This is a genomic window from Thalassotalea euphylliae (assembly GCF_003390395.1).
GTDB classification, from domain to species: domain Bacteria; phylum Pseudomonadota; class Gammaproteobacteria; order Enterobacterales; family Alteromonadaceae; genus Thalassotalea_F; species Thalassotalea_F euphylliae_C.
In genome coordinates this window covers 4,147,388-4,166,134 of the sequence record NZ_QUOV01000001.1, presented here as the reverse complement: position 1 = coordinate 4,166,134, position 18,747 = coordinate 4,147,388, and the positions used below count along the sequence as shown (strand labels likewise).

Sequence of the window (18,747 nt, the reverse complement as noted above, 5' to 3'; positions counted from 1 at the left end):
TTAAGCCCTCTGTATGAGAATACTGTCACCGCTAATTGCGTTCATCAAAGGCTCTAGTTCATGTGGCTGAGCATTAAACCAGTAGTCGATATGTTCTGGCTGAATTAGCACAGGCATGCGTTTGTGAATCTCGCCACATTTCTCGTTCGGACTGGTGGTGAGTGTGACAAGTTTAGGGGCAGCAAGATCATAGAGTATGCCCGCCATTAAAAAAGGCTGTTCATTGGCGTGTGTAAAGGCATACTTAGTTTTTTGATTATGCTCTGTTTTCCATTCGTACCAACCAGAGCAAGGCAGTAAGCAGCGGCTATGACCAAATGCTGCTTTGAATGTGGGTTTGGTGTTCACCGTTTCCGCTTGTGCATTAATTAATAACCGATTTGACCACTCAGGTTGAATGCCCCATGTGGCATTAAGCTGTTGAAATTGCCCACTAGGGCGAATAATGGCAGCAATATCCTGCGAAGGGCGCAAATCAGGGTTGGTTTGCGTGTTAAATTCGATTCCTAACACGTCGTTAATAAACTGTGCGATGGGATCGTCAATAATGTTTAATCGGCCACACATAGCTGCTTCTTATCTGCCAAGTTAATGCTAATACTAGCATTTTTATCTCGCGACTTAACGGTGAACGCTAACGCAGCTGAAATAATCACCAACAGAGGATAATTCGCTATTGATTCTTGGCGCTAGATCACTAGAATACCCGCCGGTTTAAATTTCGACGCCTATTGTGCGTTTTCTAATCATTAAATTCTGCCAGAGGGAAGTTAGCGACTTTGAGTCGCTAACATGGTCTAGTCTCCAAGGAACCGCGCCAGGTAATTACATCGTTTAGGAGTAAGAATGTCTCTTAGTTTATTTGCCGATATCATCGGTATGTCAGGCACGTTTTTAGTGGTGCTTGCTTTCTTTTTAATTCAGTTAGAAAAGCTTAGCCCAAAAGGCATGGCGTACAACTTATTAAACTTAACCGGTGCTATTTTACTACTGATCAGCCTGTGTATTAACTTCAACTTGGCGAGCTTTGTGATTGAAATCTTCTGGATTGCGGCATCACTGGTTGGTATTTACCGCTATTATCAGCGAGAACCAGTACAAGCCAGCTAATTGCTTTGTAGTTTAAATAGCAGCAGTCAGTTTAAAACGCCGTACTGAGTTACGGCGTTTTTGTTTTTACCATAAAGCAATTTGGCTAACTTTCACGAAATATAAATAGGGCTTCTGTGCAAATGTTTCGAGATTAACCTAGTTAAGCAAACATCAAGTAACATTAGGTATAGCGAAATAAAAGCTTTTATTACTTGTCCACTGATAAGGTATTTTAAGCTTTTTGCTTCGGTATCGCTGAGTTCTAGTTCCGTAGAGTTTGATTTACATGAGTTGCCCTGTATTGCTCAGCTAATAATTCCAGATTAAGTTTACTATAACGTTCGTTTGATGAGACTGGATATGTAGAATAAACAAAGTCTATAAACTCATTAAAATACATAGCTTTTGTTTTGCTTATTATTGCGTTGAGAATATCTAATTCACTCTCATTAAATAGACCTTCAACATTATCTCCGTTATACGAAATAACGAATTTATTTCCACCATAAGTGGTCCTCTGTGGAGTAATTGAAAAGTCACCATCAAGACTGGCTAGATCTGTAATGTTGTCTACATAAGGCCCATAATGGTTAAAAACCCAATCAATATCTGTCATCCTATGGTTCCGCATAAGGGCAGAATACCAATCAGCTAAATAAACTAACTTCGTTAATCGAGCTTTGGAAAGTTCGCTTTTATGTGGGTAGTTCGCACAAAAATATGCCATTATTGCTCGCAATTTATTCATGTTTCCCCCCTTTAGTTAATGACTCCATAAAGTCCTGATCAACGTGCAGATTATGATTTTGTCCTACCTTAGCAGATTTATCGTATTGAATTGCGCCCTTAACAAAGTCAACCATATAACTTTGATACTCAGTGCAATAACGTTTAATCTGCGACACCTTTTGAGATTTAAAAAAATCTGCTCGTACGGACTCTATTACTATAACACCTATATGCTTATCAGCGTCAATAATTGATATTGCTACAAATCGACTACTTTTCATTGCTAAATTATCAATTTTCTCGGAGTCGTATTGATAATGCTCCTGCATGTAGGCTTTGTATCCTTCAGGATCATCTTTGTATAATGGACAGTTCTCAATATCGACACAAATTTTATGTTGCCATGCCTTGCTTATTACACCCTGATTTCGAGAAAACTTTTGTCTGTGTTGCTCGGCGTAAATCGGGTTTTGAGAATGTCTAGCAAGTAAATAAAAATGATTGTCAACATAGTAATAGATCGAAACCCTCTCTTGAGTGCTCAACTTCCATTGCCTTGAGCTACCTTTTAGCCATGTTTCAACAAGCTTTACTTGCAAGTCTGAAAGCTGATTTTGTAATGATTCAGAGTCTTCAGAAATGCTATTTATTTGATTTTTTAATTCGGGAATATTTGTATTTTCTTTTTTGAGTTTTGCATTTATATCGTTAAGGTTTTCTAGGTCGTTAAATGTGCCTTTACCACCATATAGAATTGCTAATACACCTAACAATATTCCTAGCCATGGGTTCCAAATAAATAACCATAGGCATGGCCAAAAACCGATAGTAGCTTCCAATTTAGTAGAAAAATCAAAGCCAGCAGCGAAAGAAGCACAGATACTTATCAGCGCAGAACCGGCTGCAGCAAAGAATATATACCACCACTGTCCAATTTTATTAGAAAACTGATTGAGTACTTCAGACTCACCAGTAAAACCGAATTGCAGCTTATTCACTCAATTCCCTATCAAATTTAAAAGGTAACTATATGAAGTTTAATGGACGCGAAATTCACAGTAAACTGTTAATTCAATTGGAATTTATAATCTTATTTTTATGCTCTAATTATAGATAAAAATGTGCCCAGTTGGCTTTATTCAACTGTAATTGACGATACTTATGCAGCGAATATATAAACTAAGCAGTCAATCAATTTGCCAGAATATTAAAATTTAATAAAGAAGGGCTAATTGAATAGACAATAAATTAGCTTTAGAGCTTAATTCTATTGGTCTGATAGTTTGTTTAGGATTGTTTTTTAGAGCAAGGAAAATAGTGGGGTGGCATATGGGACTTGAACCCACGACAACTGGAATCACAATCCAGGGCTCTACCAACTGAGCTAATGCCACCATCAAGGAAATCTAACCCGCCTGTGCGAATCAGTGCGCGGATTCTATATCAGTTTACTGGGCTTTGACAAGCATCAACTCGTAATTTCTTTCAATACCAGTAAAATTAATACTATTAGCTGAATAAAGTGGTGAAAAAGGCATCATTATGTCGTTAGATAATTTGTTTGCGCAGCTCGATGGGCATATTTGTGGCGAAGAGAAAAAAGGGCCACCGGTTGATTTGTGGAACCCAGCGTATTGTGGCGAAATTGATTTACAGATTAGGCAAAACGGTGATTGGTTTTATATGGGCACGCCATTTAAACGTTTGTCTTTGGTTAAATTGTTCGCATCGGTGCTGAAAAAAGAAGATGGCGAGTACTTTTTAGTCACTCCTGTAGAGAAAGTAAAAATTCAGGTGGAAGACAGCCCGTTTTTAATTACGCGCTGGGAATGGAAAGATGAGCAGCCTCATTCTGAGCTGTTACTCGCGACCAATTTAGGTGACGAGTTTGTGTTAAACGAGCAGCACCCCCTTCGATTAGATAGCGAGGGCAATATTTACATTACGGTGCGCCGCAATTTAGAGGCGAAAGTACATCGCAATGTTTATTATCAATGGGTTGAGGCGGCGAAAGAGGTTGCAAGTGATAGTAGCACTAGCCTATTTATGCACAGCCAAGGGCGAGGGTATGAAATAGGGCGTTATTAAAACGCCCTATTGGTCTAAAGTTGAAATTGGCATTAATTAGATAACGCGTGAGAAACGTTGTTGGTTAATGTGTTGCTTCATATAAGCATCAAAGCTCATACAAATGTTACGAATGAGTAGGCGAGCTTTGGCATGAACGACAATTTCATGCTCTCGATTAGTCACTAAGTTGTCTTCAATAAAGGTTTCTAGCGAGACCAATTCATCAGCGAAGTAGTCGTCAAATACAATATTAAACTCTTGTTCAATTGCGCGTTTGTCGAGCGACATATTACACATTAGTGAGCGGATAACTTTGCCGCGCAATACATCGTCGGTGTTCAGCGTTACACCTTTCTCAACGGCATGGCTATGCTCGTCAATCATTTGGTAATACTGTTTCAGCTCTTTGTTGTTTTGGCTGTAACAGCGGCCAACAGCGCTGATTGAAGAAACCCCTAAGCCAAGCAAATCACAGTCACCTTGCGTGGTGTAACCTTGGAAGTTGCGGTGCAAATTACCTGTGCGCTGCGCTATCGCTAATTCGTCATCGGGTTTGGCAAAATGATCCATGCCGATAAAGTCAAAACCTTGCTGACATAGGGTTTCTATCGCTAACTGCATGAGTGCTAACTTTTCATTGGCATTCGGTAGCCATTCGTCTTTGAGTTTGCGCTGCGCGGCAAAACGCGATGGCAAGTGGGCATAGCTGAACAGCGAAATGCGATCAACGGCCATTTCTTCAACACTAGCGAGTGTGCGACCAAAGGTATCAAGCGTTTGGTGCGGTAGCCCGTAAATTAAATCGATATTAATGGACTGGAAGCCGACGGCTTTTGCATGGTGCGTGAAGTCGGTAATAAACTCGGTAGATTGCTCACGGTTGATCGCTTTTTGCACTTGTTCATCAATGTCTTGTACACCGATGCTCATGCGATTAAAGCCTAGCTCGTATAGATGATCTGCTAAATCTAGCTCGATTTCACGTGGGTCAACTTCAATGCTCATCTCCAATTGCTCAGCAAATTTGAAGTGTTGCTTGAGTAAGTTAACCAAATGGGTAATTTGCGTTTTGGTTAAAAAGCTTGGTGTACCGCCCCCCCAGTGAATTTGTTTAACTTGATACTCGTTAAACAACGGCGCGCGTTGGATGATTTCTTTGGCAAGGTAGTCTAGGTAGATATCGGCTTTATCGCGATGACGAGTGACAATTTTATTACAGCCGCAGTAGTAACAAAGACTGTGGCAAAATGGAATGTGCACATAAATAGACAAATCACGGGTGTCTGAGCCAGCAACGGCGTCAATAAAGGCTTGATCGTTAAATTCGTCGTGAAACTCTAATGCCGTCGGGTAAGAGGTATACCTTGGGCCACTGGTATTGTATTTAGCTAAGAGTTTTTTATCGAATAACTGTGCAATTTGCATGATATCTCCCGAATGTTAACCGAAGTATTTTATCAGAAGACATCATGGCAAAAGTTGATCAAGCGCAAAGCCTGAGATGAATGGTTGGCTGTTTAGTCAGCGCAGTTGATGCACTTGATAGCTGCGGGCTGGACGGCTAAACGCTTAGGATTTATTTGTTCGCCGCACTTTTGGCAATAGCCATAGTTGCCGTTGTCGATAAGGGTAATGGCGTTAGAAAGTTGTTGTATCTCAACTTTTGCTTCTGACTCTAACGCGTTAAGCACTTCGTCGTTTTCTCGTTCACCCGCTTGCTCAGACCAATCGGCATGGCGCCCGTCGGCAAAGTCTTGGTGGATAGAGTCAATGCGTTGTTGTAGCTCAACGATACGCTCGGTAAATTGTTGTTTTAACTGCTCTGACATTATTCGCTCCTTAGCATGAGCGAATAATCGTTATGAAGATTCGCTTATACTGGCTCGTTGTGCGGTTGCCGTTTCATATAGGGTGTCGAGTTCCAATGAAATTTGCTCCGTTAGCTTTGCCTCGGCTTGCATGCGCTCGACATCTTGTTTCATGCGTTGCTGTTTGGGCAATTTTTTGCGCTCGGCGAGTATTGAGTGATGTTTAATACTCTCGTATAACTCAACTATAGCAGGAAATTCTGCCGACATAGTGGGTGTTAATTTCAATGAGTCCATCAGCACAGTTAATCGCCATGCGCCTTCACTATATTCACATTGCTGCTCTTGCATCGCTTTGACGATGATCAATAAACTGTCGAGCACTTTGCGATCATGCTTTTGCAGTTGCGCTTGGCGCTCTTGCTCGGCCTTAGCTTGGGCGACATTTTGCTGCTTTAGTTGCATTAACAATTTACCTGCGTAAATTGCTAGGGCAAAAATGATCAGTGCGCCAACAACGGCTAACACAAGCCATATGTTTTCGGTCATTGATGATTACTCTTGTGTCTAATCTTGGTTTTAGTCTTGGTCTTAGCTTTCGTCGGAATAGTCTGAGAAATCTGAGGTATCGAGCTTATCCCATAAGTCATCGTCATCTAACGCGCCATCCGGCGTATTCGAAGGTGCCGATGTCGTATCTTCTTGCTCAGCTAACTGTGCAGATAAACGTTCGTATTCGTCCATTAGTTCATTGTAAAGATCGACTTCTTCACTGCTCAACGCCTCTTCTTGTTCTTGCTTGGCAAGAATAAGCTGGAGCCGCTCGTCGTTTTCAATCGCTGCAAGTTGCTGAGCTAGGCTTGGCGCTGCATCAATAACACGAACGTTTGCGATACGAGGTTTATTTGGCTTGTGTTTTACTGCTGGTGTCGCCGTTTTGGTTGAGGCTAAGGTGCCCAACTCAATAGGTTTTTTACTGCCAATACGTGGATCTTTAGCCGGCTTGTTTGTGTTGCCAGCTTTTTTGGATTTTGTCCCTTCGATTTGGCGACTGCCGGCTGCTTTACCTGTTTTTTTCTTTGGCTTTTTATCAGAAACAACGACTGAACTGTTTGTTGTGTCAGTTTTGCGAATGCCACTAGAGCCTACGCCAGGCTTTCTTGATTTCTTTTTACGTGTCATGAAATTTAACTTGAGCGGGATTAATGGTGGTTATTTTACGGGAATTCAGCAGATATGGAAAACATCTGGCTGATCTAACTTGTTAACTAAACTAGTTTGACCTAGTTGAGCTAAGTGAAGACAAACTGCTAGCTCTTAGAAAAGAAAAAAGCGATGCAATTGCATCGCTTTTGGAGAGTCACTGTGGCTAGTGCCATCAATATCTTTTCCGATCCTGAATTGGTATCCTACCTAATTAGCACAGTCCCTGTAATTCAACTATATCCTGTCTTATTTTTGTTGTTTCCGTACGTATTTTGTTTTTTTCGGTCGTCCTAACGCTTTTTTAGCTATCCTTACGAGCCCTCCTGGACTAATAATCGTATCATCCTGATAACCAAGTTAACCATCCGTGTTTCAGATAAGGTCTTCACCTGAGCTACGACGCTGGGGTCAATTGCTAATGGTGAATGACATCTTGCTTCCTGTGCAAGTCTAGCTGAGCTAGTGTCCTTATTCTTAATATTGGCTAATTATCGTTATGCGCTAACAGCGCCACTAACGTAGTAGCTGGTCATTACTTTACGCTGTTATCCCATAACAGCAAGTTATATTTTTGCACTTTTTTTGAGCATTTTGCGTCTTTGTTGCTAAGTGCTTGTATTGAATGTGTAATTAAAATGTAATTTTATGTTAACCAAATCAAAAAAATTAATAAAATGGCAAATGTCTTACAAAAAAGATAGCTCTTGTAGTACAGATTGGCTTTGTTTTGAACCAAAATTGATCATTTGCAGTGGAATATTTACTCAATTATCTTTTTTTGGGGGAGTGGATTTGCGTGTAAAAGAGGTGAAGTGCTATTAGCTAGCAGGAGCTTCACTGAACCTAAACTAAGGTTTAAGGTTTTTAGGTTTTTAAGTGAAAGTAGTAGTCTGATGTTTACCGCTAGCAACGCTAGCGTATTTAGCCAGCGTATATCGATGTATGGTTCCTAGCGCTGAGCCTAACCGTTGGGCTAGGCTAAAATAACCGTTTTATCACCATTTAAACAAATGCGCTGTTCGGCGTGCATTTTTACCGCGTGCGATAGTGCAGTGGCTTCAAGGTCGTGGCCCATATGCACCATTTGTTCGATGGTAAAGGTATGGTTGATGGGTTTTACTTCTTGCACAATAATCGGCCCTTCATCAAGATCAGCGGTGACATAGTGCGCGGTTGCGCCAATGACTTTAACGCCGCGAGCATGGGCTTGATGGTAAGGTCTTGCGCCCTTAAAGCTTGGCAAGAAAGAGTGATGAATATTTATCGCCTTGCCTCGTAACTTCTCACATAAATCGTCAGACAAAATCTGCATATATCGAGCGAGTACCAGTAATTCCGCTTCATAATCATTGAACAGTTTCAGCATTTGCGCTTCCTGTTCGGCCTTGGTGTCAGCGGTAATCGGTAGGTGATGAAATGGAATACCGTGCCACTGGGTTAACGCCTGGCAGTCGGTATGGTTAGATACCACCGCTACGATATCGATTGGTAGCACACCGGCTTTCCACTTGGTTAGTAATGACACTAAACAATGATCGTCTTTTGATACCGCAATCACCACTTTCGGCAACAAATCTCTGCTGCGTAGTTGATACTGCATATTCAGTGGCTTAGCCAGTGTTTCGATACCAGCGATAAATTCTTCAATCGGAACCGTTAGCGATCTGTCATCAAAGGCAATGCGTGAGAAAAAGGTGTCGCTATAGGGATCACTATACTGTGCAGTTTCAGTAATAAATGCGCCGTGTTCATACAAGTTTTGGGTGATTTTTGCCAATACCCCAGAGGTATCAGGGCACTGCCAAGTAAGAACATAATGATGATGAGACTGCATAAACACTTCCTAACTGCAAAAGCCGTATCTTGCCAGTATTCTTGCTGATAAAGCTAGTAGAAAAAAATATAAGTACTGCTTTGCTGAAATATGGAAACATATGGTGTTATTGGACTGGACATTACTGCCGTAGCCTAGCGACTTTTATCGTGTTATAAGAAGCTGCGCGTGTCTGAGCGACCAATAGATTTAAAGCTATTTAAACCCTAAAAAAACACACTGCTCAGCGTTAGACGCCAGAGAAAAATCAGAAAAATATTCATAACAAAACATTTAGTTAGACATTTAGTTAGGCATAGTTGAGATGTATATGTTCGCGAAATTAAAGTTTGCCCATAAAATTAATTTAATTGCAGCCGTATTGATTGTACTTGCATTATCAGTACTCACGGTTCGAAACTACACTGCGGCGAATGAAGAAATTCATCACCAACTGCAGCAAAGTATTACCGAAATTGCATCGTCAGTGTCTGGCAATATCGCCAACTGGCTGAACGGCAAACTCGCGATTGTTGAAGCCGTGGCAACAGCAACCACCGCGGACACGAGCAGTGCTGAGATGTTTAACATTACTAAGCAAGCAGATAATGCGGGTGATTTTAAAAACGCATATATCGCTGTTGAACAATCCGGTGAATTTATTCTCGATGACCCTAATATTCAACTACCTGCAGATTTTGATGCAAGGCAACGTCCTTGGTATCAGCAGGTTAAGCAAGAGCGCATGCCTTCGTTTACCGAACCTTATGTTGATGCCACGATTAATCAGTTACTTATTTCTGCGGTAACGCCGATTGAGCAGCAAGGGCAGTTTATTGGTGTTGCTGGCGGCGACATCTTGCTTGATAAAGTGGCCGATATTATCAACAGCATCGAGTTTCTTGGGCTCGGCTATGCTTATTTAGTTACTGAACAAGGCAAGATCCTAAGTCACCCAGAAGCTCAGTATATTGATAAAAATATTAGCGATTTATTGGGTTATCAGGCGCCACTCAATAGTGAGCTTGTTGATGTTGATGAGCAGAACCAGATTGTTGCCTTTATGCCCGTCAAAGGGATTTCATCGGTAAACTGGTATTTGGGCGTTGTGCTTGATCAGGAAAAAGCCTATGCACCGTTAGCAAGTGCTAGAAACAGCGCTATTGTTTTTGGTGTAGTGAGTGTGGTGGTGACCGTTGTGTTGTTAAACCTATTGCTCAGTCATTTGCTTAAACCTATTCAGCAATTATCGTATGCGATCAAAGATATCTCTGAAGGCGACGGCGATCTGACCAAGCGTTTAGCGGTTAAAAGCCAAGATGAAATTGGTAAATTGTCACATGATTTCAATGGCTTTATTGATACCATCCATCAATCCATGACCCAAGTACATACCGTTGCCACAACGCTAAACAGCCAAATTGGGCAAGTTCGCAGTAGTACTGCAACGGGTATCAATATGGCTGAGCAACAATTAAGTCGGGGCACGAACGTTTCTGCCGCGGTAACCGAGCTCAATAGCTCGGCGCAAGAAATTTCCAGCAATGCAGCCACGGCGTCATCGCTAACGTCTGCCATGCACAATCAATCTCAACAGGGGGTTGATGCTATCAGCGACAACATTGTTGCGATCAATACGCTGAGCAATATGATGGCGGGCTCAAGTGACGACATCACAAAACTCAGCCAAGAAACGCAGAATATCGGTAACATTCTTGACGTTATCAAAGGCGTTAGTGAACAAACTAATCTGCTTGCCCTTAATGCGGCCATTGAAGCAGCTCGCGCAGGGGAAGCAGGGCGCGGCTTTGCTGTTGTTGCCGATGAAGTGAGACAGCTTGCGCAGCGCACACAAGTGGCAACAACCGAAATTGAAGTGATGATTGCTAGCTTGCAACAAGGCTCGTCGGCGGTAGTTGATACGATGGCCGAAAGCCAAACGAACAGCAGTAATAGCGTTGCGTTAGCCAATGTTGCGGGTGACAAAATGCAGCAAGTGATTGGCGCTTTGGCGGATGTTGAGCGAGAAAATCATTCGGTAGCTGTGGCGACAGAGCAACAAGTCAATGTAATTCAAAGTATTGATGAAGATATTTTACAGCTAATGAATTTAAATCAGGAAGGCGTTGGCAATTTGCAACAAACTCAGCATGCCTGTGATGAACTGCAATCGGTGTTTGACGATCTTAACCTGTTAGTGCGCCAATTTAAGGTGTAAGGCGTTTACTCATCGCAGCGCAAGGTAACGCGGCTCCACGCAATAGCTCAGCGAAAGTCGTGTAAGTTTTCGACGTATATCTGTTGCCATTGTGAAATATTTTTGCATCTAACAAGGTCAATTGCGCTGATTAGAACTAAAAGAGAAAATTTATGATGAAGTTATTTGTTCCTGCGGTAATTGCATTGTCGATGTTGTTTACCTCTGCCAGTATGGCCGAGACTAATACCATGAAAACAAAGCCTGTTGCTGAAAGTGCTGAGTGGGTAAGCCCGCTATTGAATGGTCAGATGGTACCTAATGTAGATGCGGTAACGATTGACGGTAAAAGCAAGCCTTTAAAAGACGTACTAGCTGGCAAAAAGACAATTTTGTTTTTCTATCGCGGTGGCTGGTGCCCATTCTGTAACACGCAAATGGGTCAGCTAAAGCAGTTAGAGCCTGAGCTTAAAAAAGCAGGCTTCCAGCTTATCGGTGTGTCAACTGACGCGCCAGCAGACTTAAAGAAAAGTGTTGATAGCATGTCTTTAGAATACCAACTGCTTTCAGACTACAACTCAACGATCAGCCAAGCATTTGGTTTAGCTTTTTTTACATCACAAAAAACCACAGAGCGTTACTTAGCGGCGATGAAGTTGTCTAACCCGCTTCAAAAAAATGCTGATGGTGAAGAACGCCTAGTATTACCAGTACCAGCGATTTACGTGATTGACGGCAAAGGTCTAGTACAGTTTAGCTATGTTAACCCGAACTTTAGAGTTCGCTTACAGCCTGAAATCTTGCTAGCTGCTGCAAAATTAGTGAAGTAAGTAGTTACTTACTGCTTTGGCGATGCCTATCAGTTAATTGATAGGCATTGCTAAAAACCTGTAATCAGCAGGTCGATTGTCGTCGATGAGCTGGTTACACTAAGGTCATATATACCCAAGCCACTTCAAAATGCTCGTTTCAGTTGAAATTAAAAACGATTTAGGCAAGGCATTGATTGCCAAGAATGGTTGTTCCCTTGTTAAGATCAATAACGCGGCATAAATCGTTTTTAAATCAACCCTTCGGGCGCTTCACAGGAACTTACTCTCATCGTTACAGCTAATTGCAAGGGAGTTACCATTCCTGCTAGCTGCGCCTTGATACTAAGCTCCTGTGATAGCGCTGAAACATGTATCTTGAAGTGGTTTGGGTATACACAACCATTATCTGTAAAAGGAAAGGTATATGACCAAAGGAACAACTCTGGTTTGCGTTATCGCAACCACCTTACTATCGTTAAGCGCATGTAGTTATCAAGCCCCTGTTAACTCAGTGTCTCAAACCCCTGAATCCGCCAATAGCCAAGAACAGACTGGACAAGTTAGCAACGAGTCTGGGCTCGCACGCTTATATCAACGCCAATGGCAACTTGTGCAATTAGCTGGAACTGAAACGCTCAAAGGCAAAGGTGGTAAACCCGTTAGCCTTCGCTTTGAACCCCAAAAACAGCAAGTCAGTGGTTTTGCCGGTTGTAACCGTTACTTTGGGGCATACACCATCAAGCAAAATGCACTGAACTTTGGTCATTTAGCCATGACGAAAATGCTTTGTCAGCAAGGGATGGAGCTTGAAGCTAAATTTGCTAAAGCGATAACGCAAGTGTCTACCTATCGATTTAGTGAGCAGTTTTTAGAACTTATTGATCAACAGGGCGAGACAATCGCACGCTTTAAGCAAGATTAACTCAAGCTCAACACGCCTCAAGTAATCCCAGAACAAGCGCTGAACTTTTCGCAATGCCGAAAGTTCGGCGTTTTTGTTGTTGCGCACAGTTAAAGGTTATTAGCGTAAGTTGCGTTGCTTCTGAGCGGCATGGTAAATTAATAATACAACTTGTATATACAATTTCATGTGATGACTGAAAGCTATTCGCTACACCAAGGTTTGACGCCACTCTTGATCAGCATGCCGCACAATGGTCAAGCCATTCCCGATGATATCGCCGCCAATATGACAGCCGATGGCCTAGCTGTTCGCGACACCGATTGGCACTTGGATAAACTTTATGATTTTGCCGAGGCGATGGGAGCAAGTATTATTGCGCCTAAATACAATCGTTATGTGATTGATTTAAACCGTGATCCTAAGGGTGTAAACCTATACCCAGGCGCGAATAGTACCGAACTTTGCCCGACCAGTGCGTTTGATTTATCACCTCTTTATGTCGACGGAAAAGTGCCGTCGTCAGCTGAAATTGAGCGCCGTGTCGAGCTTTACTGGCAACCTTATCATCAAGCGCTTGCTAACGAGCTGGCGGCGATTAAGCAAAAATTTGGTGTCGCGGTGTTATTAGAAGCCCACTCAATATTGTCACATGTGCCGCGTTTTTTTGATGGCCGCTTGCCGGATTTCAACTTTGGTAGTGCTGATGGCAAAAGCTGTGCACCGGCATTAATCGAACAAGTTGAAGCAATCAATTTCGCGCCGTATAGCCAAGTAACCAACGGCCGATTTAAAGGCGGCTATATTACCCGAGCGTATGGCAATCCAGAGCAAGATATCCATGCATTGCAGCTAGAGTTGTCACAAATTACTTATATGGATGAACAGAGCTTAAGCTATTCGCCAAGTCGCGCTGAGCAAGTACAGCCTAAACTTAAATCTTTAGTGAGCGCCTTAATCGCATTTGGTGCCCAAATTAGTCGTAATAAATAGCGTGGTGTTGCAATGAAACTTTTTGCTAAACAAGTGTTAACCAGCAAGGGTTGGCAGGAAAACCAAATTATCACCATCGACAATGGCTTGATCACCGCAATGGCTGAAGGCTGTGAATCCTACGCCGATGTCACTAAAGGTATTGTGATTCCGGGTATGGTGAACTGTCACTCTCACGCATTTCAACGCGCATTTGCTGGCTTCAGTGAGCAAGGGAGCGAAAATAGCCAAGGCGAAATGAAAGATAGCTTTTGGACTTGGCGCAATATTATGTACCAGTTCCTTGAACAACTAACGGTTGACGATGCACAGTTGATTGCCGAGCAGCTATATATTGAGATGGTCAAACAAGGCTACACCCGTGTTGCTGAATTTCACTATTTGCATCACGATCCCCAGGGGCATGTACATGCAAAACCTGCGGCAATGGCTGAAGCTATTTTTAATGCGGCAAAGGCCAGTGGCATTGGCCTTACGATGTTGCCAGTGCTTTATCGCTTTAGTGGTTTTGGCGAGCAGACGCCAAATGATGGCCAAAAGCGATTTATCCATTCAATGAATGCGTTTAATGCTTTGGTTGATGATTGCTTTGCACTTGCTGAGCGCCAGCCTAACAGCAATGTAGGTATTGCGCCTCACTCGCTGCGTGCTGTTGATAAATCTTCTTTGCTTGAAGCTGTTTCATATGTGCGAAGCAAAGATAAACACGCACCTATTCATATTCATATTGCTGAGCAGCAAAAAGAAGTGAATGATTGCTTGGCACATTATGAAAAACGCCCTGTGCAGTGGCTTTTAGATAATGCTGAACTCGATCAGCATTGGTGTTTAATTCATGCTACTCATATTGATGCTAAGGAACGACAAGGTATTGTTGCCAGTGGTGCCATTGCTGGCATTTGCCCAACAACAGAGGCTAATCTAGGTGATGGAATATTCCCGACCACGGAATTTATTAACGAGCACGGGAGCTGGGCGATAGGATCCGATAGCCATATTTCGGTTAGCCCAGTGGAAGAATTACGCTGGTTAGAGTATGCCCAGCGCTTAACGAAGCAGCAGCGTGCAGTTTTGGCTACACCTCAGACCCCGTCGGTCGGTCAATATTTATGGCAAGCGGCGGCTAAAGGCGGCGCGCAGAGTACTTCGTCCAATACAGGGGAGTTGGCGGTTGGTAAACAAGCTGATTTACTTGTTTTAGATGAAGCTAAACTTTCCGTATATGCCAGTGGCGCAAAATATTGCCTTGATAGCTTAGTGTTTGCCACACACGCCAATGCTATTGCAGACGTTATGGTGAATGGCCAATGGGTCGTGACTGAGGGCAAGCATCCTAACGAGCAAGCAACACACGAGAAATTTAGCACGTTACTGGCACGATTAAAGCGCTGAACATTAACCGTTAACCTAGAACTACTGACATAGATAGAGAAATTAATTGCCCAACGTGGAATCAACGAATCAAGCGACTGTTATCAATAAAACCCAGCTAGTGATCTCGGCTCCCAGCTTCGAGCAAATAGGCTCTGACCAAACTAACGCGGGGCGAGTCAATTTAGCGCCAATGAGCGATAGTGTGGCAAGCGAACAAGCCCTGCAAATTATGCTGAACTATTACCAGCAGGGGCGGTGGCAACGTCGCTCGCTAGCAGTCATCATGCGCACACCTGGCGATGATAAGGCATTAGTCTTCGGTTACTTGGTTTCACAAGGCGTAGTTAACACCTTGGTAGAGGTTGAGGCGTTAATACTTGAAGAAGATAACTTAGCGGAAGTGAAGCTGAAGCAGCATATTGAGGTTGACTGGCAGCGTTTTGAGCGGGTATTTGTCAGTCAGTCTGGTTGTGGTGTTTGTGGACAAAGCCAATTAAAGCAGTTGGCGTTATTATTTGAGCCGCTTAACCCTAAGCGTAGCTGGTTAAAGCCAGAACAGTTGCTTTCACTGCCTAGTGAGCTTCGAGAGCGACAATCATTATTTCTGCAAACTGGCGGCAGTCATGGTACAGGACTTTGGCTTGCTAATTCAACAAGTGAACTGGTTATTGCGGAGGATGTTGGTCGTCACAATGCCGTCGACAAAGTGCTGGGGCATGCCTATCAGCATAATCTATCGTTAGCACAAAGCGTGTTGGTACTCAGTGGCCGTATCAGTTTCGAGCTAGTGCAAAAGGCAGTAGCTGCACGTATTCCTGTTATTGTCGCGGTCGGCGCACCCTCTGATTTAGCGATAACAACAGCTAAACATTTTAATATTGCACTCATTGGTTTTACAAAGGCGCAACAAGCCAATGTTTATTGTGGCCAATCTCAGTTGGCGATGGAAAATTAGCTATGTCAGATAAATCGAATGCCAATCAAAAAAAAACTTATAGCCAGTATCAAGGCAGTGCCGGCGGCTGGGGAGCACTGGCAAGCACAGCTAAGCATTTGTTGCGTAGTGATAATGTTGCTAAAAACATTAAAAACCTACTAAAAACCAATCAAACTCATGGCTTTGATTGCCCAGGTTGCGCTTGGGGTGAAAAGGATGAGCCCGGGCGTTTTCGCTTTTGTGAAAATGGCGCAAAAGCGGTGAATTGGGAAGCAACTGGGCGCCGCGTAGGTGAACAGTTTTTTACTCAGCATACGGTGAGCTGGCTGGCAAAGCAAAGTGATTTCTTTTTAGAAGATCAAGGGCGGCTGGCGCAGCCGCTAAGCTATGATAGCGCCTTAGACAAATACCTAGCGATTAGCTGGGATGAGGCATTTGCCCTTGTTGCCGAGCATTTAACACAGCTAGAAAGCTCAAATCAGGCAGAATTTTATACTTCCGGGCGTACCAGCAACGAAGCGGCATTTTTATATCAGTTATTTGTGCGCGCTTATGGTACGAATAACTTTCCTGATTGCTCCAATATGTGCCATGAAGCGAGTGGCGTAGCGTTAAAACAAGCAATTGGTGTCGGCAAAGGAACTGTCACTTTAACTGATTTTGAACACGCTGATGCAATATTCATTTTTGGGCAAAATCCGGGCACGAACCACCCGCGTATGTTGGATACGTTAAGTCAGGCATCACGCCGTGGCGCTACGATAGTCAGTTTTAATCCGTTAAAAGAGCGAGGTTTAGAACGCTTTACGAATCCGCAATCAACTACCGAAATGCTTACTGGCGGCGCCACCCAAATATCCAGTCATTATTTTCAGCCGAACCTTGGCGGTGATATGGCGGCGGTGCGCGGCATAGTGAAAGTGCTAGCTGAACGTCATCAACAGGCGCTAGCAAAAGGCGCTTCAGTATTCGATCTCGATTTTATTGCGGCGCACACCGAGGGAATGGCAGATTATTTAGCCGCAGTTGATGCCACAGATTGGCAGCATATCGAGCAGCAATCTGGGCTTAGTCGGTCGCAACTAGCACAAGCGGCAACGCTCTATCAAAATGCCGACAACGTGATTTTTACTTGGGCAATGGGTATTACGCAGCACAAGCATTCAGTGGCCACTATTCAGGAAATGACCAACCTGCAGTTGTTATTTGGTCAGATTGGTAAACGTGGTGCGGGGTTGTGTCCGGTGCGTGGGCACTCGAATGTGCAAGGTGATCGCACCATGGGGATTAACGAAAAGCCAGATCCTGCATTTTTAAACAAATTAGCGGCGGTTTTTGACTTTGAACCCCCACGAGCCCATGGTCACAATACCGTGCAAGCGATTGAAGCTATGCTGTCAGGTCACAGTCGAGTATTTGTCGGTCTCGGTGGTAACTTTGTGGCGGCAACACCCGATACCGAATTGAGCAAACAGGCGATGGCGAATTGCCAGCTAACCGTTCATATTGCCACCAAGCTTAATCGCACCCACGTAACGCCGGGTAAACAGTCATTAATATTGCCTTGTTTAGGGCGCACAGATATTGATCAACAAGCGAGTGGGCCTCAGCAAGTTACGGTGGAGGACTCGTTTTCTATGGTTCATGCCTCGGCTGGCGTGGTGGCAAGTGAGATAGGGGAGATGCGCTCAGAGCCGGCAATTGTCGCGGGTATTGCACAGGCGACGCTAGGTAATTTACCCGTTAACTGGCAGGAGTTGATTACAGATTATCGCAATATTCGAGAGCTGATCAGCCAAGTCATTCCTGGGTTTCACAACATGAATCAGCGACTAACGGCGCCAGGTGGCTTCTACTTGGGGAATAGCGCTGCTGAACGTTTGTGGCAAACATCGCAACAAAAAGCACAAATTTTGTCTCATTCATTACCTGAGGCGATAGTGCCTGCGTCGGTGCGGGCATTATCTAGCGATCGCGTATTTACCTTACAAACACTGCGCTCGCATGATCAGTACAACACCACGGTATATGGCTTTGAAGACAGGTATCGCGGTATTTCCGGTGATCGTAAAGTACTGCTAATCAATTCAGACGACATTAAGGCACTAGGTATGCAAGCCGAGCAATTAGTGGATATTGAGTCGCTTTGGCCTGATGAAATCACGCGCAAGGTCACTGGTTTTCGCTTAATTCCTTACGATATGCCAGCGGGCAATACTGCCGCGTATTTTCCTGAGGCTAACGCGCTAGTGCCGCTTGCCAGTGTTGGTCAGCAAAGCTTTACGCCAACCTCAAAATCGATTGCTATTGTGATCACGCCACATCAACCAATCTTAGAAGAAACTCGAATACTTTGACATGGTTTGGCAAACAAGTGCCTGATTCTTTGCGTATAGCTTAGTATCACGTTTATTGGCGCAATATTCATTGTAATAGCTAACGATAGCTTTGCGTGAGCTGGTGATTTGTTCCACGTGCTTGATTTCGCTGGGTCTGAATTGATTGAATTTAGGTTCAATATCTTTAAAAACACGATCGGCTTTTAGGCGCACTTTGGTATCTGTGGCGTCTGAGAACATCTCAAGCACCGCTTCTTTTTTTTCTTCATACCAAGTGGTTACCTCAGGTTGCGGGTAAAAGTGAAGAAAAACAGCGGCGAAGACGATTAAGATCAATATATTTTTCATGGCTTATCATATAATGGTGAAGTGGCAGTAGCATAATCAAAATTCATCAAAGAATAAATTCCAAACAGCGATTACATTGCGCGCTATTGCATAACGAAATTCAATCATCCCAGGGGGCTAGGGTTTAG

At 43.4% G+C, this 18,747-nt stretch carries 18 protein-coding genes and 1 tRNA gene; 9 read left to right on the top strand and 10 right to left on the bottom strand.

Annotation, left to right across the window (positions count from 1 at the left end; genetic code table 11):
• A complete protein-coding gene (locus DXX92_RS18240; protein WP_116002094.1) occupies positions 1–567 on the bottom strand; it encodes an SOS response-associated peptidase in 567 nt (188 codons plus the stop codon).
• A 279-nt stretch (positions 568–846) separates the two neighbouring features.
• Here DXX92_RS18240 and DXX92_RS18235 point away from each other — a divergent pair, with 279 nt between their 5' ends.
• Positions 847–1,110: a CBU_0592 family membrane protein gene (locus tag DXX92_RS18235; protein WP_116002093.1), complete on the top strand. Its 264-nt coding sequence runs from the start codon at positions 847–849 to the stop codon at positions 1,108–1,110.
• Between the two features lie 244 nt (positions 1,111–1,354).
• Here DXX92_RS18235 and DXX92_RS18230 read toward each other — a convergent pair whose 3' ends face one another.
• The 3 genes from DXX92_RS18230 to DXX92_RS18220 form a co-directional block, all read right to left on the bottom strand.
• Positions 1,355–1,840: a Panacea domain-containing protein gene (locus tag DXX92_RS18230; protein WP_116002092.1), complete on the bottom strand. Its 486-nt coding sequence runs from the start codon at positions 1,838–1,840 to the stop codon at positions 1,355–1,357.
• Positions 1,833–2,819: a GAF domain-containing protein gene (locus DXX92_RS18225; protein ID WP_116002091.1), complete on the bottom strand. Its 987-nt coding sequence runs from the start codon at positions 2,817–2,819 to the stop codon at positions 1,833–1,835. Before DXX92_RS18225 ends, DXX92_RS18230 begins: the two co-directional genes overlap by 8 nt.
• 320 nt (positions 2,820–3,139) lie before the next feature.
• Positions 3,140–3,215: transfer RNA gene (locus tag DXX92_RS18220), tRNA-His, on the bottom strand.
• A gap of 148 nt (positions 3,216–3,363) precedes the next feature.
• Here DXX92_RS18220 and DXX92_RS18215 point away from each other — a divergent pair.
• The gene (locus DXX92_RS18215; RefSeq protein ID WP_116002090.1) at positions 3,364–3,909 is read left to right on the top strand and encodes a DUF1285 domain-containing protein; all 546 of its coding nucleotides are present in this window, start codon (positions 3,364–3,366) and stop codon (positions 3,907–3,909) included.
• Between the two features lie 36 nt (positions 3,910–3,945).
• Here DXX92_RS18215 and hemN read toward each other — a convergent pair whose 3' ends face one another.
• The 5 genes from hemN to purU all read right to left on the bottom strand — a co-directional run bounded on the left by hemN (position 3,946) and on the right by purU (position 8,739).
• Entirely contained in the window at positions 3,946–5,316 is a 1,371-nt protein-coding gene (gene hemN / locus DXX92_RS18210) for an oxygen-independent coproporphyrinogen III oxidase (RefSeq protein WP_116002089.1), read from the bottom strand.
• Positions 5,317–5,408: 92 nt separating this feature from the next.
• The gene (locus DXX92_RS18205) at positions 5,409–5,720 is read right to left on the bottom strand and encodes a TraR/DksA family transcriptional regulator (protein WP_116002088.1); all 312 of its coding nucleotides are present in this window, start codon (positions 5,718–5,720) and stop codon (positions 5,409–5,411) included.
• A gap of 30 nt (positions 5,721–5,750) precedes the next feature.
• A complete protein-coding gene (locus tag DXX92_RS18200; RefSeq protein ID WP_116002087.1) occupies positions 5,751–6,248 on the bottom strand; it encodes a DUF2489 domain-containing protein in 498 nt (165 codons plus the stop codon).
• Between the two features lie 42 nt (positions 6,249–6,290).
• Positions 6,291–6,881, bottom strand: a complete 591-nt coding sequence (gene yihI / locus DXX92_RS18195) for a Der GTPase-activating protein YihI (RefSeq protein WP_116002086.1) — start codon at positions 6,879–6,881, stop codon at positions 6,291–6,293.
• A 997-nt stretch (positions 6,882–7,878) separates the two neighbouring features.
• Positions 7,879–8,739 (bottom strand): formyltetrahydrofolate deformylase, encoded by an 861-nt coding sequence (purU, locus tag DXX92_RS18190; RefSeq protein WP_116002085.1) that lies wholly within the window; start codon positions 8,737–8,739, stop codon positions 7,879–7,881.
• Between the two features lie 310 nt (positions 8,740–9,049).
• Between purU and DXX92_RS18185 the strand changes: the two genes are divergently transcribed.
• The 7 genes from DXX92_RS18185 to DXX92_RS18155 all read left to right on the top strand — a co-directional run bounded on the left by DXX92_RS18185 (position 9,050) and on the right by DXX92_RS18155 (position 18,289).
• The gene (locus DXX92_RS18185; protein ID WP_181901783.1) at positions 9,050–10,936 is read left to right on the top strand and encodes a methyl-accepting chemotaxis protein; all 1,887 of its coding nucleotides are present in this window, start codon (positions 9,050–9,052) and stop codon (positions 10,934–10,936) included.
• 152 nt (positions 10,937–11,088) lie between these two features.
• Positions 11,089–11,745 carry a peroxiredoxin-like family protein gene (locus DXX92_RS18180; RefSeq protein WP_245961526.1) on the top strand — a complete coding sequence of 219 codons (657 nt, stop codon included), beginning with the start codon at positions 11,089–11,091 and terminating at the stop codon, positions 11,743–11,745.
• A 406-nt stretch (positions 11,746–12,151) separates the two neighbouring features.
• On the top strand, positions 12,152–12,649 hold the full coding sequence (locus tag DXX92_RS18175; RefSeq protein ID WP_116002083.1) for an META domain-containing protein: 498 nt from the start codon (positions 12,152–12,154) through the stop codon (positions 12,647–12,649).
• Between the two features lie 171 nt (positions 12,650–12,820).
• Positions 12,821–13,621: an N-formylglutamate deformylase gene (gene hutG / locus DXX92_RS18170; RefSeq protein WP_116002082.1), complete on the top strand. Its 801-nt coding sequence runs from the start codon at positions 12,821–12,823 to the stop codon at positions 13,619–13,621.
• A gap of 12 nt (positions 13,622–13,633) precedes the next feature.
• Entirely contained in the window at positions 13,634–15,013 is a 1,380-nt protein-coding gene (locus tag DXX92_RS18165) for a formimidoylglutamate deiminase (RefSeq protein ID WP_116002081.1), read from the top strand.
• A 55-nt stretch (positions 15,014–15,068) separates the two neighbouring features.
• Positions 15,069–15,950, top strand: a complete 882-nt coding sequence (gene fdhD / locus DXX92_RS18160; RefSeq protein WP_116002080.1) for a formate dehydrogenase accessory sulfurtransferase FdhD — start codon at positions 15,069–15,071, stop codon at positions 15,948–15,950.
• Between the two features lie 2 nt (positions 15,951–15,952).
• A complete protein-coding gene (locus DXX92_RS18155) occupies positions 15,953–18,289 on the top strand; it encodes an FdhF/YdeP family oxidoreductase (protein WP_116002079.1) in 2,337 nt (778 codons plus the stop codon).
• Here the strand turns inward: DXX92_RS18155 and DXX92_RS18150 are convergent.
• Positions 18,266–18,619 (bottom strand): hypothetical protein, encoded by a 354-nt coding sequence (locus tag DXX92_RS18150; RefSeq protein ID WP_116002078.1) that lies wholly within the window; start codon positions 18,617–18,619, stop codon positions 18,266–18,268. The genes DXX92_RS18155 and DXX92_RS18150 overlap by 24 nt on opposite strands.
• Between the last annotated feature and the right edge of the window lie 128 nt (positions 18,620–18,747).

What these genes read in the sequence shown, in the direction of transcription:
- DXX92_RS18240 (WP_116002094.1), bottom strand. Translation starts at nt 567, where the DNA reads ATGTGTGGCCGATTAAACATTATTGACGATCCCATCGCACAGTTTATT.
- DXX92_RS18235 (WP_116002093.1), top strand. Translation starts at nt 847, where the DNA reads ATGTCTCTTAGTTTATTTGCCGATATCATCGGTATGTCAGGCACGTTT.
- DXX92_RS18230 (WP_116002092.1), bottom strand. Translation starts at nt 1,840, where the DNA reads ATGAATAAATTGCGAGCAATAATGGCATATTTTTGTGCGAACTACCCA.
- DXX92_RS18215 (WP_116002090.1), top strand. Translation starts at nt 3,364, where the DNA reads ATGTCGTTAGATAATTTGTTTGCGCAGCTCGATGGGCATATTTGTGGC.
- hemN (WP_116002089.1), bottom strand. Translation starts at nt 5,316, where the DNA reads ATGCAAATTGCACAGTTATTCGATAAAAAACTCTTAGCTAAATACAAT.
- DXX92_RS18205 (WP_116002088.1), bottom strand. Translation starts at nt 5,720, where the DNA reads ATGTCAGAGCAGTTAAAACAACAATTTACCGAGCGTATCGTTGAGCTA.
- DXX92_RS18200 (WP_116002087.1), bottom strand. Translation starts at nt 6,248, where the DNA reads ATGACCGAAAACATATGGCTTGTGTTAGCCGTTGTTGGCGCACTGATC.
- yihI (WP_116002086.1), bottom strand. Translation starts at nt 6,881, where the DNA reads ATGACACGTAAAAAGAAATCAAGAAAGCCTGGCGTAGGCTCTAGTGGC.
- purU (WP_116002085.1), bottom strand. Translation starts at nt 8,739, where the DNA reads ATGCAGTCTCATCATCATTATGTTCTTACTTGGCAGTGCCCTGATACC.
- DXX92_RS18185 (WP_181901783.1), top strand. Translation starts at nt 9,050, where the DNA reads ATGTTCGCGAAATTAAAGTTTGCCCATAAAATTAATTTAATTGCAGCC.
- DXX92_RS18180 (WP_245961526.1), top strand. Translation starts at nt 11,089, where the DNA reads ATGATGAAGTTATTTGTTCCTGCGGTAATTGCATTGTCGATGTTGTTT.
- DXX92_RS18175 (WP_116002083.1), top strand. Translation starts at nt 12,152, where the DNA reads ATGACCAAAGGAACAACTCTGGTTTGCGTTATCGCAACCACCTTACTA.
- hutG (WP_116002082.1), top strand. Translation starts at nt 12,821, where the DNA reads ATGACTGAAAGCTATTCGCTACACCAAGGTTTGACGCCACTCTTGATC.
- DXX92_RS18165 (WP_116002081.1), top strand. Translation starts at nt 13,634, where the DNA reads ATGAAACTTTTTGCTAAACAAGTGTTAACCAGCAAGGGTTGGCAGGAA.
- DXX92_RS18155 (WP_116002079.1), top strand. Translation starts at nt 15,953, where the DNA reads ATGTCAGATAAATCGAATGCCAATCAAAAAAAAACTTATAGCCAGTAT.
- DXX92_RS18150 (WP_116002078.1), bottom strand. Translation starts at nt 18,619, where the DNA reads ATGAAAAATATATTGATCTTAATCGTCTTCGCCGCTGTTTTTCTTCAC.